This is a genomic window from Pedococcus sp. P2_F6 (assembly GCF_056403675.1).
In genome coordinates, this window is the sequence record NZ_JBFUEZ010000005.1 from 232744 (window position 1) to 247535 (window position 14792).

A 14792-nucleotide genomic window follows, 5' to 3' on the forward strand; every position below is an offset into this window, starting at 1 on the left:
CGAAGCGCCGACAGGCCCCCGCCTGTCGGCCCTTCTGCGTTGTTTGGTGGTGTCTGGGCACCGGGGCTGGTGCCTACCATGAGGCCCTCCGGCGCGGGCCGGGTGGCTGAGCAGCCGGAGGGTCGGTGGAGATCAAGCTCCTGGGCAGCATGCGGGTCCTCGCAGAGGACGGATCCCCCATCGACTGCGGAGGCCCCAAGCAGCGGGCGGTTCTGGCCCAGCTGGCCCTCGAGCCGAACCACACCGTTTCCGTGGACCGCCTGGCGGAGGGCGTGTGGGGGGAGCACGTACCGGAGCACCACCGCCAGAACCTCCAGGTCTACGTCTCGACCCTTCGAAAGGCCCTCGAGCCACAGCGACCAGCCGGGTCGCCGAGCCGCCTGGTCGGCCATGGCGAAGGGTACGAGCTGAGCGCGGCCCCCGACGAGGTCGACGTCTCGCGCTTCCGGGACCTGCTCGCGACCGGCGGCGACGCCCTCGCCGCCGGTCGTCCGAAGGCTGCGGCGGAGCTCGTCTCCCGGGCCCTGCAGGAGTGGCGAGGGGACCCCTTGGCAGACCTCGTGGCGATGCCGTTCGCCGCCGACTGGCTCGAACCCCTCCACCGGGAGCGGCTGCTCGGCCGCGAGCTTCTCGCCGAGGCCCAGGTGGCCCTGGCCCAGCACCAGGCGGCGCTTCCCGACCTCGAGGAACTGACCGAGCAGCACCCCGACCACGAACACCTCTGGGAGCTGCTGGTGACCGCGCTCGCGCGCGCAGGCCGTCAGGCCGACGCCCTCGACGCCTTGCGACGCGCCAGGCATCACCTGGCTCGCGAGCTGGGACTGGACCCCGGCCCAGCCCTGGCATCGCTGGCGGATCGCGTGCTGCACCAGAACCCGGCGCTGCTGGGCACCCGACCTCCCGTGATCCGGGTGGAGCCGGTTCCCGTGCCCCTCGCACCCTCGATCGGGAGGGACGAAGTCATCGCACGCACCGCGGACGCCCTGCGCTCCCGCCGTCTCGTGGTGCTGACCGGGCCGGGCGGGGTCGGCAAGACCCGCACGGCCCAGGAGGCCCTCGCCCTCCGGGACCCGGGACCCGTGACGTGGGTGTCATTCGCCAACGAACCCGTGGACGCATCAGTGGTCGACACGGTCTCACGCACACTGGGCGTCGCCCCTGCTGACCTCGGCGACGTGCTCGACGACGAGCCGATGCTGCTGGCCCTCGACAACCTCGAGCACCTTGCCGACGCGCCGGGCGAGATCCGCGAGCTGCTGGAGCGTCATGGCTCCACGAGCGTGCTGGCGACGTCGCGGGGGCCGTTGGGCATCCCGGGCGAGCACGTCGTCACGGTCCCTTTCCTCGATCCCGGGACCACGGCGCGGCAGCTGTTCGTGGAACGCGCAGGGGCGGTCGTCGCGGGGTACACGGGTGCTTCGGACGGCGAGGCGGTGGTGCAGCTCTGCGAGCGTCTCGACGGACTGCCCCTCGCGATCGAGCTGGCTGCGGCACGAGTCGCGACGCTCCCCCCGCAGGAGCTCCTTGCCCGCCTACCCCTGGTCGAAGAGGTCGGCGTGACCGAGCCCGGCAGCCGCCAGTCCTCCCTCACAGCCCTCGTGCGTTGGAGCCTCGACCTGCTACGTCCCGACGAGCGGGCGGCCCTCGCGGCTCTCGCCGTCCTGGACGGCTCCCCCGACCGCCTCACCGCGTCCGCCGCCGTGGCAGCCGTGGCAGCCGCTCCCTCGGGATCGCCGCACGAGGATGCGCTCCTCGCCATCGAGGCGCTGGTCCGGCACGCCTTGGTGCAGCCCATCGAATCCCCTTCCGGCCGCCGTTTCGGACTTCTGCACACGGTGCGGGCGGTGTGCTTGGCCGATGGAGGGGCCGCCGCACCGGGAGCAGGCGATCCGGACCGCGCGAAGGGTGTCGACGGCGAACGAGCTCGCCAGCACGCTGTCCTGCTGGCGGTGGCCAACCAGTGGCTCGAGGAGGCTGGTCGGGTGGACTTCGAGGAGCTCGTTCCCGAAGAGTTCCTGGCTGCGACCAATGATGACCTGCCCATCCTCCGGCAGGTGGTCGCAGAGCTGGTTGCCACCGCACGACCGGACCGCGCGACCGCCCTCTTGGGGAGCCGACGTCGGGCACTTGCACTCCTGGGACGCCAGGACGTCCTGCTCGACCTCATGAGGACAGTCCTCGCGTCGCGGCACCGAGGACCGTGGCTGCCGAGGGCGCGGGTCGTCGCGGGGAGCGCGTCCTATGTCGTCGAGGGGCCCGAGCTCGCGACCCCGTTGCTCGCGGCCGTCGACCAGCTCGAGCCCTCGGACACGGTGCACCGGGTCCTGGCGCACTGCTTCCGTGCGGTGATCGCCGCGGAGCTCGACGACCATGAGGCTGCGCGAGCCGAGAGTGACCTGGCGATCGCGGTGGCCACGGCCGCGGACCACCGTGGGATGCGACATCGCGCGCACAGTGCCGCAGCCTGGGCGGCCACCCAGCGCCACGACGCAGCCGAGGTCGTGCGCCACGGCCAGATCGGGCTCGAGCTCGCCCTTGACGACACCGAGGCGATCTCGGCCCTCGTGGACCTGGCGCGGGGCCACCTCATGGCGGACGCACCGGCCCTCGCCATCTCCATCGCCCAGGACGCCGTGCGGCGCAGCCGTCGCATGAGCACCGGTTACGCCCTGACCAACGCACTCCAGATCCTCGGCTTCGCCCTGGTGTGCGACGGCCAGTCCGAGAGCGGCCGTGGCGTCCTCGCCGAGTCCATCCGACACTATGACCCGAGCGACCTCGGCTGGCAGCTGGAGACGATTGCTGCGATGGCCATCGCGACGCTGGCGGAGGGCCCGGACGCCGAAGCGGAAGCGCTGCTCCACGACGTCTCGCGGGCGGCGGCGAGGGCGGGGTTGGGCGAGTCCGCAGTCCCGGTGGAGCTGCAGGACCTGGCCGCCCGGCTGTCCGTCGGCCCGGTCGGGCCCGTGGGCGGACCGGCCCCGTCCATCGCAGAGCTGAGGGACCGCGCCCTCGACGACTCACCGTCCGGCGCCCCGGTGGGCGCCGCCTCGGACCGCTGACCGCACACGCGAGGTATGCCGCGTGGCAGGCCCCGCGGCATACCTCGTCTCAGCGGCGCACGAAGGTGTTGCTGAGCGTGCCGATGCCCTCGATCTCGACCTCCACCCGCTGACCTGCCTCCACGAGGCCGACACCGGCGGGCGTGCCGGTCAGGATGACGTCTCCGGGCAGGAGCGTGAAAGCCGAGCTGACGTACGAGACGAGGGTCTCGACGTCGAAGACCATGTCCGCCGTGGTGCCGTCCTGGCGGGTCTGGCCGTCGAGACGGGTCTGGATCCGCAGGTCGCTGACGTCGAGCTCGGTGCTGATCCACGGACCGAGCGGCGTGGACGTGTCGAAACCCTTGGCGCGGGCCCACTGCCCGTCGCCACGCTGCCAGTCGCGGGCGGTGACGTCGTTGGCGCAGGTGTAGCCGTAGACGACCTCCTTCACGCGCTCCCGTGGCACGTCCTTGGCGATCCGGCCGATGACGACTGCGAGCTCGCCCTCGTAGGAGATCTCCTCCGCCCCAGCGGGCATCACGATCGGGTCGCCAGGGCCGACGACGGCGGTGTTGGGAACGAGAAACATCATGGGCTGGGCCGGCGGCTCGCCGCCCATCTCCTTGGCGTGGTCGGCGTAGTTGCGACCGATGCCGATCACCTTGCTGCGCGGGATGACGGGCGCGAGCAGCCTTGCGTCGGCCAGCGCAACCTGCTCGCCCGTGAGCACCAGGGGCTGGTAGAGCGGGTCGCCCTGGACCTGGGCGATGAACTCGCGACCCGGCTCCCCCTCGACGATGCCGTAGGCCGGGTCCTCACCTGTCGTGTATCTCGCGATGCGCACCCGACGAGCCTATCGGGGCGACGTGGTCGTCCCGGGCGCGGGAGAGGTCGGGGAGGTGCGGCTCAGCGCCGCGAGAACTCGCGACGGTAGCGCTGGGGGGAGGTGCCTACGACGGTCTGGAAGTGGGTGCGCAGCAACGCTGCCGACCCGAACCCGCTGTGCGACGCCACCGACTCCACGGGGAGGTCGGTCGACTCGAGCAGCTCGCGAGCGCGCAGCACTCGTTGCTGGACGAGCCACTTGTGCGGCGTCGTGCCGGTCTCGGCGACGAAGCGGCGGGCGAAGGTGCGCTCGGACATCATCGCGAGGCGAGCGAGGTCCGGGACCGTGTGGGGGGCATCGAGGTTATCGGTGATGTGGTTGAGCACCGGCTGCATGCTCTCGCAGTCGGTCTCGGGCAGGGGCGCCTCGACGTACTGGCGCTGGCCGCCGTCGCGCTGCGGAGGGACGACCATGCGGCGGGCGATGCGGGTGGCCACCGTCGACCCCAGCTCGCGACGGACGAGGTGGAGCACGGCGTCGATGCCTGCGGCAGTCCCGGCCCCGGTGACGATCTGGCCGTGGTCGAGGTAGAGCACGTCCATGGAGACCGTGGTCTTGGGGAACCGACGGGCGAACGACTCGGCGTAGCGCCAGTGCGTCACCGCGGTCAGTCCGTCGAGCAGCCCGGTCTCGCCGAGGATGAACGACCCCGTGCAAATCGACAGGATGGTGGCGCCGCGGGCGTGCGCGCCGCGGATCACGTCGAGCAGCTCCTCCGGATATGTGTCGCGGACCCCGCCTGCAGGCATCACCACGAGGTCGGCATCCAGGGCGTCCTGCCACTGGTGCGTCGGCGTCAGCGCGCCACCGCTCGTCGTGGGGACAGCTACGCCGGCGGTCTCGCCACACATCATGAAGGTGAACGGCGGCACTCCGTCGTCGGTGCGGTCGAGCCCGAAGACCTCGCACGCGATGGCGGTCTCGAACATCGCGACGGGGTCGGTGATGAGCGCTGCAATGGTGGACAGGGCCATGGGCGACAGTATGGCAGAAAAACTGCCCTCAGCGACAGTTCTGCCACTCGTGTCTGGAATCGGTTGAGCGCATGATTTCAGTCATGACCATCATCCTGCTCCTGGCATTCGTCACTGCGCTGGTCTTCGCCGTCGAGCGACACCACCGCCGCACCTGGTCGCTCCCGCACGCACCGCACGGATCCGACTCAACCATCGCCTTCACCGACCTCGACCACGACTGGGACCGCGTCCTGCACGACGCCGAGGCGCGTTCCTGACGCGCAGGCCACTCGCCCCGCACCTTCGGGCGAGTGGCCGAAAGTTCGGGGCTGGCAGCGCGATCAACGCCGACTTTCGGGCGAGTGGCCGAAAGTTCGGAAGCGTATGCCGCGCGGCTAGCCTTGGTGACCATGGTCGCCAAGGTGCTCGAGCCGTCGGTGTGGCTGGCGCTCGAGGCCCAGCACGCCGACCGCGTCGACGCGGCCACCTCGGGTCATCGAGAGCGTCGCCAGAGCGGCGTCGCCCACCCGGTCGAGGACTTCCTCTTCACGTACTACCCGTTCAAGCCGTCGCAGCTGCGTCGCTGGCACCCCGGACCCGGCGTGGTCCTCGAGGGCGCCGCGCACCTGGACCGCGGCGCGTGGCGGTTCTACCGCGAGGTGGACGGTGGCACCCAGCTGGACGCCGCGGCATACCTCGAAGCGCGCGGCGCCACGGTCGAGTTCGTGCGGCGGCTCGTGACGGCGACGCACGCGCGGCCGGCGCAGCTCGGGTGCTTCGGCCTGCACGAGTGGGCGATGGTCTACCGGCAGCCCGCCGAGGAGGTCCGCCACGCAGCCTGGCCACTACGGCTCGGCCCGAGGGGCACCGACGAGGTCGTCGACGGCCTGCAGATCAAGTGCACCCACTACGACGCGTTTCGCTTCTACACTCCCGCGGCCCGGTCGCTGAACCTCCTCCAGCCGACCAGGGAGGACCAGGTGGCGCTCGAACAGCCGGGGTGCCTGCACGCCGGTATGGACCTCTACAAGTGGTGCATGAAGCTGTCGCCCGCCATCCCGAGCTCGCTGGTGATGGACTGCTTCGACCTCGCCCGTGAGATCCGCGAGCTCGACATGCGCGCCTCGCCCTACGACCTGAGCGCCCTCGGCTACGTCCCGGTCGCCATCGAGACACCGCAAGGCCGAGCGGAGTATGCCGCCGCCCAGCGCGACTTCGCCACGCGCGGCCAGGGCCTGCGGGAGCGACTCCTGCAGGCCCTGGACGCGATCAGTGGGGACTACTCGGCCGCCGTGCTCGAGTCGGCTGAGGCGCCGGCGTCGGTCGGCGTGTCGACCGGGGTGACGTCGACGCTGCCCGTCTCGTCCTCCGCGAGGATGCGGTAGAGCGAGCGGCGAGCATCGGCGAGCACCTGCTGTGCGGCGTCGAGCTGGGCCGGCTGGCCCGCGACGACGACTTGTTCGACGGCGACCACCAGCTGGCCGATCTCACGGCGCATCTCGCGGAACCCGCGACGGGGAGTGGTCGCGTCGACAAACGCCTGCGCGAGCTCGTCGCCGTGGCCTTCCGCGTAGGCGCGGCCGTCGTCGGTCAGTGCGAAGACCTTGCGACGCGGATCGTCGTCGGACTCGTCGGGGGCGATCAGGCCCTCCTCGTCGAGCACGCGCAGGGCCGGGTAGACCGACCCGGGACCCGGCTGCCACGAGCCGTCCGAGCGCTCGGCGATGGCGGTGATGATGCCGTAGCCGTTCATCGGCTCCTCCGCGAGGAGGGCGAGGATCGCGCGTCGGACGTCACCGCGACGGCCGCGACGTGGTCCGCGACCCCCGCCGCGAGGGCCGCGGCCCTCGCCACTGAGCCCCCWGCCGGAACCGGCACCCGGGCCGAAACCGGCACCCGGGCCGAAGCCCGCGCCGGGTCCGAAGCCGGCGAACTCGCCGCGGCCACGGCGGGGTCCCCCGTGGTGGCCGTGACCGGGGTGACCGGACTCGCCGGAGCTGCTCCCTCGACGGGGGTGGGACATCTGGATGTTCAGGTTCATGCGATTCATGGGTTCTCTCCTACGAATGGGGGGGCGGGGGCCGTCGCTCTGGTGGACGGCTCTCTCTCGCACAATCGACAGTCTGTCGTCGATATATCGAATGATGCACTCGTCGATATATCGATGTCAAGTCCCCCTCTCGACCTCCACCCTCGACCTCCACCTCTCCGGCCCGGCTCCGGGCCACGGACCGGACCCGTGCGCGCGCTCCTGCGGCGGCCCGTAGGCTGACCTACCGTGTCGAAAGTTCTGACGTCCCTGCCTGTTGGTGAGCGTGTCGGGATCGCCTTCTCGGGTGGTCTGGACACCTCTGTCGCCGTTGCCTGGATGCGGGAGAAGGGGGCGATCCCCTGCACCTACACCGCGAACCTGGGCCAGTACGACGAGCCCGAGATCGACACGGTCCCCGACCGCGCCGGGCAGTACGGCGCCGACCTGGCGCGCCTGGTCGACTGCCGGCCCGCGCTCGTGGAGGAGGGACTGTCCGCCATCGCGTGTGGTGCGTTCCACATCCGCAGCGGCGGCAAGACCTACTTCAACACCACCCCCCTGGGCCGGGTCGTCACCGGGACGCTGCTGGTGCGTGCCATGAAGGACGACGGTGTCGACATCTGGGGCGACGGCTCCACCTTCAAGGGCAACGACATCGAGCGGTTCTACCGCTACGGCCTGCTCGCCAACCCGGCCCTGCGCATCTACAAGCCGTGGCTCGACGCCGACTTCGTGAGCGAGCTCGGCGGCCGCAAGGAGATGTCGGAGTGGCTGCAGGCCCGTGACCTCCCCTACCGCTCGAGCACCGAGAAGGCCTACTCCACCGACGCCAACATCTGGGGCGCCACCCACGAGGCCAAGACCCTCGAGTTCCTCAACGAGAGCATGGAGATCGTCGAGCCGATCATGGGCGTCGCGTTCTGGGACGAGTCAGTGGCAATCGCCACCGAGGACGTCACCGTGCGGTTCGAGCAGGGGCGCCCGGTGGCCATCAACGGCCAGACCTTCCCGGACGCGGTGTCCCTCGTCGACGAGGCCAACAAGGTCGGCGGACGCCACGGGCTCGGGATGTCCGACCAGATCGAGAACCGCATCATCGAGGCCAAGAGCCGCGGCATCTACGAGGCCCCCGGCCTGGCCCTGCTGTGGATCACCTACGAGCGACTGCTCAACGCGATCCACAACGAGGACACCATCGCCAACTACCACGCCGAGGGCCGTCGCCTCGGTCGGCTGCTCTACGAAGGCCGCTGGCTCGACCCGCAGTCACTCATGCTGCGCGAGTCGCTCCAGCGCTGGGTCGCCTCGGTCGTCACCGGAGAGGTCACCGTCCGGCTGCGCCGGGGCGACGACTACTCGATCGTCAACACGACCGGTCCCGCCTTCAGCTACCACCCGGAGAAGCTCTCGATGGAGCGCACCGAGGGAGCGGCCTTCGGCCCCGTCGACCGCATCGGCCAGCTGACGATGCGCAACCTCGACATCGCCGACTCCCGGGCCAAGCTCGAGCTGTATGCCGCGCAGGGCCAGCTCGTCGCCCGTCACCAGGACCTCGTGGGCGATCTCGAGCCCGGTGGTGCCAAGGCCATCTCGTCGAATCCCCATGCAGCACAGGCCGACTCCGACGACGACGCACTCGACCGCGCGGCCATCGAGTTCGGCACCGACTGACCACCACAGACACCCCGGCGGTCGGGTGGGCTATCTGACGGGGACGCCCGCCCGCACGAGTCCGTAGGTGACACCGTCCACGAGTGCCTGCCAGGACGCCTCGATGATGTTGCCCGCGACGCCGATGGTCTCCCACGACGTCGAGCCGTCGGACGTCTCGATGAGCACCCGGGTCACCGCGTCGGTGCCGTGGGCCGCGTCGAGGATGCGCACCCGGTAGTCGATCAGCTCGAGCTTGTCGAGCTCGGGGTAGGCCGGGGCCAGTGCTCGGCGCAGCGCGTGGTCGAGAGCGTTCACGGGACCGTTCCCCTCGCCGGTCGCCACGACCCGCTCGCCGCCCGCGACGAGCTTGACCGTTGCTTCGGACAGGGCGGTCTCGCCGCCGCCACGGGCATCGGTGATGACGCGCCAGGACTCGACCTCGAAGAAGTCGTAGCTCGCGTCCTCGACCTCCCGGCGCAACAGCAGCTCGAAGGACGCGTCGGCCGCGTCGAAGGTGTAGCCGCGCAGCTCGAGGTCCTTCACCTTGGCCAGCACCCGGGTGAGCAGGTCCTTGTCGTCGGAGAGGTCGTAACCCAGCTCGCGGCCCTTGAGCTCGATGCTCGCGCGACCAGCCATGTCCGACACCAGCATCCGCATGTCGTTGCCCACGTGCTGCGGGTCCGTGTGCTGGTAGAGGTCGGGGTCGATCTTGATGGCGCTGGCGTGCAGCCCGGCCTTGTGTGCAAAGGCACTGGCACCGACGTAGGGCTGACGCGAGTAGGGCGGCACGTTGGTGATCTCGGAGATCGCGTGGGCGATGCGCGTCGCCTCGCGGAGCCGTCCGCTGTCGAGCATCGGCAGGCCTCGCTTGATCTGCAGGTTGCTGACCACCGTGAGGAGGTCGGCGTTGCCGGTGCGCTCGCCGTAGCCGTTGATGGTCCCCTGCACGTGGGTCGCCCCCGCGTCGACCGCCGCCATCGAGTTGGCCACCGCACAACCGGTGTCGTTGTGGCAGTGGATGCCCACCCGGGCAGCGGTGGTGCTGACGACGTCGGCCACCACGTCGGCGACCTGGTTCGGCAGCATGCCGCCGTTGGTGTCGCAGAGCGCGACGACCTCGGCGCCGGACTCCATGGCGGCACGGATGACCTCCAGCGCATAGGCCCGGTCGGCGGCATACCCGTCGAAGAAGTGCTCGGCGTCGAGGAAGACGCGACGCCCCTCGCCGTGGAGGAAGGAGACGGTGTCGCGCACCATGGCGAGGTTCTCCTCGAGGGTGGTCCGCAGGGCCGACTCCACGTGGCGCACATGGGATTTCGCCACGAGGGTGACGACGGGGGCACCGGAGTCGACGAGGGCACGGACCAGCGGGTCGTCGGCCGCGTTGCCGCCGACCCGCCTGGTCGCGCCGAAGGCCGCGAGGGTCGCGTTGCGCAGCGTCAGCTCGGTCCTGGCGCGCGCGAAGAACTCGGTGTCCTTCGGGTTGGCGCCCGGCCAGCCACCCTCGATGAAGCCGACGCCGAGCTCGTCGAGGTGCAGGGCAATGGCCAGCTTGTCCGACACGGAGAGGTTGAGCCCCTCCTGCTGCGCACCATCGCGCAGGGTGGTGTCGTAGACGTGCAGGTCGCTCATCGCGGTGTCCTCATCGGTTCGGTCTCGCCTCGGTGGTACAGCAGTTCCTGGTGGTCATTCTCCCCGGCATCGCGCCCGCTGCCGGGCGGGGATGGTGCTGGCAGCGGCTGACAGACAGTGCCTGACAAACGAAAAGACCCCCCGGGTGTGGGAGGTCTGCGCGACGAGGGAGTTCTCGTCGCGCTAGTCGATAATCACCATGGTGGTGGCCATGTGCCAGGACGTCACGGTGCAAGAGTGACAGGGCGGTCCGCCTGTTGGCATCCCCCGTCCAGATGATGGTCAGCTCGTCGACGAGATGTGCCGCGCGGCCGCGTCCACCAGCGCGGCGAACAACCGCGGGTCGTCGCCTTCCTCCGGATGCCACTGGACAGCCAGCCGGAACCCGGCCGCCGGGTCCTCCATCGCCTCCAGCGTGCCGTCTTCCGCCCAGGCGGCGGCGACGAACCCGGGATGGGTCAGCACCGACTGGTGGTGGTAGCTCGGCACGACCGTGGAGTCGCCCAGCAGCGAGTTCACCCGCGTCCCGGCCACGGTGGTCACCGCGTGGGCACCGTAGGCCCCCACGTGGGGCGAGTGGTCCTGGTGGCCCACCCGGTCCGGCACGTGCTGCTCCAGGTCGCCTCCGGCGGCCACGGCCATGACCTGCATACCCCGGCAGATCCCGAGGAGTGGCACTCCCTCCTCGGCGGCGGCCGCTGCCAGGGCCAGCTCCATGGCGTCCCGGTCCTCCCGGGGCTCCTGGGCCGCTGGGTGGCGCTCGCGGGCATATCGCGAGGGATCGACGTCGGCCCCCCCTGCGATGACGAGGCCGTCGAGTCGCGAGAGGATCTCCGCGGCAAGGCCAGGGTCGCCGTCCGCCCGCGGCGGGATGATCACGACGACCCCGCCGGCCTGCTCGAGCTTGCGGATGTAGGAGTACGGAACGGTGGCGCTGGGAACGTCCCGCCAGACAGTACGGGACACCGGCTCGACGTAGCAGGTCAGCCCGATCACGGGGCGGCTCACGGGGCGGCGGCTCACGGGGTCCTCATCGGGTGCTCACAGGGGCGCTCGTTCTCACAGCGGGGTGACGTACGCGCCGCTGATCCCGCCGTCGACGAGGAACTGCGAGGCCGTGATGAAGCTGGACTCGTCACTGGCGAGGAAGAGGACCGCGTTGGCGATCTCCACCGGCTCGGCGAACCGGCCGACCGGGATGTGCACCATCCGCCTGGCCGCCCGCTCGGGGTCCTTGGCGAACAGCTCCTGCAGCAGTGGCGTGTTGACCGGCCCGGGGCAGAGGGCGTTGACCCGCACCCCCTCGCGGGCGAACTGCACGCCCAGCTCACGCGACATCGACAGCACGCCGCCCTTGCTGGCCGTGTAGGAGATCTGGCTCGTGGCGGCACCCATCACCGCGACGAAGGACGCGGTGTTGATGATCGAACCCCGTCCCTGTTCCAGCATGTAGGGCAGGGCAGCCTTGCAGCACAGGTAGACGCTGGTGAGGTTGACCTCCTGCACCCGGCGCCACGCGTCGAGCCCGGTGGTGAGGATCGAGTCGTCGTCGGGAGGCGAGATCCCGGCGTTGTTGAACGCGACGTCGACGCTGCCGAACTTCTCCTTGGCCGTGCGGAACAGCGCCTCGACCTCCTCGGGGTCGGTCACGTCGCAGTGGACGTAGGCACCCCCCAGCTCCGCGGCGATCGACTCCCCCGCGGCGTCGTCGAGGTCGCCGATCACGACCGTGGCGCCCTCCTCGGCAAACCGTCGCACCGTCGCGAGCCCGATGCCGCTGCACCCGCCCGTGACGACGGCCACCCTGCCCTGGAGCCTGCCTGCCATGAAGTGTCCTCTCAGCTGTCAGTGGAGATGAAGACGTTCTTGACCTCGCTGAACGAGTCGAGGGCGTCCGGTCCGAGCTCCCGGCCGAGGCCGGACTGCTTGAAGCCCCCGAAGGGGGTGGAGTACCGCACGCTGCTGTGCGAGTTGACCGACAGGTTGCCGGCCTCGACCCCGCGCGCCACCCGCAGCGCCCGACCCACGTCGCGCGTCCAGATCGAGCCGGACAGCCCGTATGCCGTGTCGTTCGCCTTCGCGACCGCGTCGGCCTCGTCGTCGAACGGCATCACGGCGACCACCGGCCCGAAGACCTCTTCCTGCCAGACGCGGTCGGTCGTGGCTCGGGGCAGAACGACCGTTGGCGGGTACCAGTAGCCGGCGCCTTCGGGCGCCCCACCCCGGAAGGCAACCTCGACCGGCTCGGGCGACTCCTCGACATACGACCGGACGGTCTCGCGCTGACCCGCGCTGATGAGCGGACCCATCTCGGTGCCCTCGTCGCCTGGTGCGGCGACCACGACCCCGGCCACGGCCGGCTCGAACAGCTCCATGAACCTGTCGAACACGCTGCGCTGCACCAGGATCCGGCTCCGTGCGCAGCAGTCCTGGCCGGCGTTGTCGAAGACGCCATACGGGGCCGTGGCTGCAGCCTTCTCGAGGTCGCTGTCGGCGAAGACGATGTTGGCGCTCTTGCCACCGAGCTCCAGGGTGATCCGCTTGACCCGGTCGGCCGCGCCACGCATGATCCGCTGCCCCACGGCGGTCGATCCCGTGAAGCAGATCTTGCGCACCGCGGGGTGCGTGACGAACCGCTCGCCCACGACCGACCCCTTGCCCGCGACCACCGTGAACACGCCCTCGGGCAGTCCAGCCTCGAGGGCCAGCTCACCGAGTCGCAGAGCCGTCAGCGGGGTGAGCTCAGCAGGCTTGAGCACCACCGTGTTCCCTGCTGCCAACGCCGGGGCGAATCCCCACCCGGCGATGGGCATCGGGAAGTTCCACGGCACGATGATCCCGACCGTCCCCAAGGGTTCCTTGAAGGTCACGTCGATTCCGCCCGCGACGGGGATCTGCCTGCCGAAGTGGCGTTCGGGTGCGGCGGAGTAGTACGTCAGGACGTCGCGGACGTTGCCTGCCTCCCAGCGCGCGTTGCCGATGGTGTGGCCGGCGTTGGCCACCTCCAGCCGGGCCAGCTCCTCGAGGTGGTCGTCCACGACCTCCGCGAACCTGCGCAGCAGCCGGCCCCGGTCGGCTGGAGCCAGGGCGCGCCAGGCGGGGCCGGCAGCCTCTGCTGCGGCGATCGCCGCGTCGGCGTCCTCGACCGAGGCCAGGCTGACCTCCGTCACCACCGCCTCTGTTGCGGGGTTGAGAACCTCGTGGATCGTCGCGCTCACAGCCGCTCGAACCCCCGGACCCGCTCCCAGTCGGTGACCGCCGCGTTGAATGCGGTGAGCTCGATCTTGGCGGCGTGGGCATAGTGCTCGACCACGTCGTCCCCCAGCGCGGCTCGGGCGACGGGCGAGGCGACGAACAGCTCACGCGCCTCGCTGAGCAGCGAGGGCACGCGCTCCTTGTCGGAGGCATAGGCGTTGCCGCCGAACGCCGGCTCGAGCGGGAGCTCCTCGCGTATGCCGTGCAGCCCGGCGGCGAGCATGCCCGCCACCGCGAGGTAGGGGTTCACGTCGCCCCCGGGGACCCGGTTCTCGACGCGGAGCCCGGCACCGTGCCCGACGACCCGCAGCGCGCAGGTCCGGTTGTCCGTGCCCCAGGCGATGGCCGTGGGCGCAAAGGAACCGGGCTGGAACCGCTTGTAGGAGTTGATGTTCGGTGCGTAGAGAAGGGTGAAGTCCCGCATGGTGGCCTGGATGCCTGCGACGAAGTGCTCGAAGACGAGTGAGCGTCCACCCTCGCGGTCCTCGTCGGCGAAGACCGTTTCCCCACCGAGCCCTCGCAGTGACAGGTGGATGTGGCAGGAGTTGCCCTCGCGCTCGTCGAACTTGGCCATGAAGGTCAGCGACTGCCCGTGCTTGGCGGCGAGCTCCTTGGCAGCCGTCTTGTAGACGACGTGGTTGTCGCAGGTCCGCAGCACCTCGTCGTAGAGGAAGGCGATCTCGTGCTGTCCTGGGTTGCACTCGCCCTTCGCGCTCTCCACGGTCACGCCCGCGGCATACATCTCGTTGCGGATCTCGCGCAGCAGCGGCTCGACCTTGGTGCCGCCGAGGATCGAGTAGTCCACGTTGTAGCGGTTGGCGCCGGTCATGCCCTGGTAGCGCCGGTCCCAGCCCTGCTCGAAGCTCTCCTCGAACACGATGAACTCGAGCTCGGTGCCGGTGAGGGCCACGAAGCCGAGCTCGGCGGCCGCGTCGACCTGGGCCTTGAGGACCGACCGTGGTGACGGGCGCACCGGCCCGCTGCCGTCGAGCCAGGACAGGTCGCACTGGACGGTGGCCGAGTAGGGCTGACCTGGCGTGCGCCGCAGGGTCGACAGGTCGAGGTCGAACATCATGTCGCCGTAACCGCGTTCCCAGGAGCTGATCGCGTAGCCGTCGACGGTGTTCATGTCGACGTCCACGGCGAGCAGGTAGTTGCACCCCTCGGTGCCGTGCCCGAGGACCGAGTCGAGGAAGAACTGGCTGTGGATCCGCTTGCCCTGCAGCCGTCCTTGCATGTCCGTGAAGGCCACGATGATCGTGTCGATGGTGCCCGCGGCGATGTCCGCCTTGAGCTCGTCGACGGTGAGCTGGGGTGGTGTGGTCATGGCGTCT

12 protein-coding genes are annotated in these 14792 nt (G+C 70.3%); 4 read left to right on the forward strand and 8 right to left on the reverse strand.

The annotated features are described in order from the left end of the window. The first annotated feature begins 125 nt into the window (after nucleotides 1-125). Complete coding sequence (locus tag AC1DWP_RS16280; RefSeq protein WP_477615525.1) at nucleotides 126-3062, forward strand: AfsR/SARP family transcriptional regulator; 2937 nt, start codon at nucleotides 126-128, stop codon at nucleotides 3060-3062. 49 nt (nucleotides 3063-3111) lie between these two features. On the opposite strand, the gene AC1DWP_RS16285 is transcribed toward AC1DWP_RS16280, so the two are convergent. Beyond that, nucleotides 3112-3888 carry a fumarylacetoacetate hydrolase family protein gene (locus AC1DWP_RS16285; protein ID WP_477615526.1) on the reverse strand — a complete coding sequence of 259 codons (777 nt, stop codon included), beginning with the start codon at nucleotides 3886-3888 and terminating at the stop codon, nucleotides 3112-3114. Nucleotides 3889-3950: 62 nt separating this feature from the next. Beyond that, complete coding sequence (locus AC1DWP_RS16290) at nucleotides 3951-4904, reverse strand: GlxA family transcriptional regulator (protein ID WP_477615527.1); 954 nt, start codon at nucleotides 4902-4904, stop codon at nucleotides 3951-3953. A gap of 83 nt (nucleotides 4905-4987) precedes the next feature. On the opposite strand from AC1DWP_RS16290, the gene AC1DWP_RS16295 reads away from it, so the two are divergent. Continuing rightward, on the forward strand, nucleotides 4988-5164 hold the full coding sequence (locus tag AC1DWP_RS16295; protein ID WP_477615528.1) for a hypothetical protein: 177 nt from the start codon (nucleotides 4988-4990) through the stop codon (nucleotides 5162-5164). Between the two features lie 132 nt (nucleotides 5165-5296). Continuing rightward, nucleotides 5297-6271 (forward strand): 3-methyladenine DNA glycosylase, encoded by a 975-nt coding sequence (locus AC1DWP_RS16300; protein WP_477615529.1) that lies wholly within the window; start codon nucleotides 5297-5299, stop codon nucleotides 6269-6271. Here AC1DWP_RS16300 and AC1DWP_RS16305 read toward each other — a convergent pair. Then, nucleotides 6166-6936: a PadR family transcriptional regulator gene (locus AC1DWP_RS16305; protein ID WP_477615530.1), complete on the reverse strand. Its 771-nt coding sequence runs from the start codon at nucleotides 6934-6936 to the stop codon at nucleotides 6166-6168. The genes AC1DWP_RS16300 and AC1DWP_RS16305 overlap by 106 nt on opposite strands. Nucleotides 6937-7164: 228 nt before the next feature. Here AC1DWP_RS16305 and argG point away from each other — a divergent pair, with 228 nt between their 5' ends. Then, entirely contained in the window at nucleotides 7165-8589 is a 1425-nt protein-coding gene (gene argG / locus AC1DWP_RS16310) for an argininosuccinate synthase (protein ID WP_477615531.1), read from the forward strand. 30 nt (nucleotides 8590-8619) lie between these two features. Here the strand turns inward: argG and cimA are convergent, their stop codons facing one another. From cimA to AC1DWP_RS16335, 5 genes are all read right to left on the reverse strand, one after another. Next, nucleotides 8620-10203, reverse strand: a complete 1584-nt coding sequence (cimA, locus tag AC1DWP_RS16315; RefSeq protein WP_477615532.1) for a citramalate synthase — start codon at nucleotides 10201-10203, stop codon at nucleotides 8620-8622. 282 nt (nucleotides 10204-10485) lie between these two features. Then, nucleotides 10486-11226 (reverse strand): gamma-glutamyl-gamma-aminobutyrate hydrolase family protein, encoded by a 741-nt coding sequence (locus AC1DWP_RS16320; RefSeq protein ID WP_477615533.1) that lies wholly within the window; start codon nucleotides 11224-11226, stop codon nucleotides 10486-10488. Nucleotides 11227-11262: 36 nt separating this feature from the next. After that, nucleotides 11263-12030, reverse strand: a complete 768-nt coding sequence (locus AC1DWP_RS16325; RefSeq protein ID WP_477615534.1) for a 3-oxoacyl-ACP reductase — start codon at nucleotides 12028-12030, stop codon at nucleotides 11263-11265. Nucleotides 12031-12041: 11 nt separating this feature from the next. Beyond that, nucleotides 12042-13421 carry an aldehyde dehydrogenase family protein gene (locus tag AC1DWP_RS16330; protein WP_477615535.1) on the reverse strand — a complete coding sequence of 460 codons (1380 nt, stop codon included), beginning with the start codon at nucleotides 13419-13421 and terminating at the stop codon, nucleotides 12042-12044. Beyond that, nucleotides 13418-14785, reverse strand: coding sequence for a glutamine synthetase family protein (locus AC1DWP_RS16335; protein WP_477615536.1), 1368 nt, complete (start codon nucleotides 14783-14785; stop codon nucleotides 13418-13420). Before AC1DWP_RS16335 ends, AC1DWP_RS16330 begins: the two co-directional genes overlap by 4 nt. Between the last annotated feature and the right edge of the window lie 7 nt (nucleotides 14786-14792).

Excerpts from the sequence above, each read along its gene's own strand:
- AC1DWP_RS16290 (WP_477615527.1), bottom strand. The coding sequence starts at position 4,904 with ATGGCCCTGTCCACCATTGCAGCGCTCATCACCGACCCCGTCGCGATG.
- AC1DWP_RS16295 (WP_477615528.1), top strand. The coding sequence starts at position 4,988 with ATGACCATCATCCTGCTCCTGGCATTCGTCACTGCGCTGGTCTTCGCC.
- AC1DWP_RS16300 (WP_477615529.1), top strand. The coding sequence starts at position 5,297 with ATGGTCGCCAAGGTGCTCGAGCCGTCGGTGTGGCTGGCGCTCGAGGCC.
- cimA (WP_477615532.1), bottom strand. The coding sequence starts at position 10,203 with ATGAGCGACCTGCACGTCTACGACACCACCCTGCGCGATGGTGCGCAG.
- AC1DWP_RS16325 (WP_477615534.1), bottom strand. The coding sequence starts at position 12,030 with ATGGCAGGCAGGCTCCAGGGCAGGGTGGCCGTCGTCACGGGCGGGTGC.
- AC1DWP_RS16335 (WP_477615536.1), bottom strand. The coding sequence starts at position 14,785 with ATGACCACACCACCCCAGCTCACCGTCGACGAGCTCAAGGCGGACATC.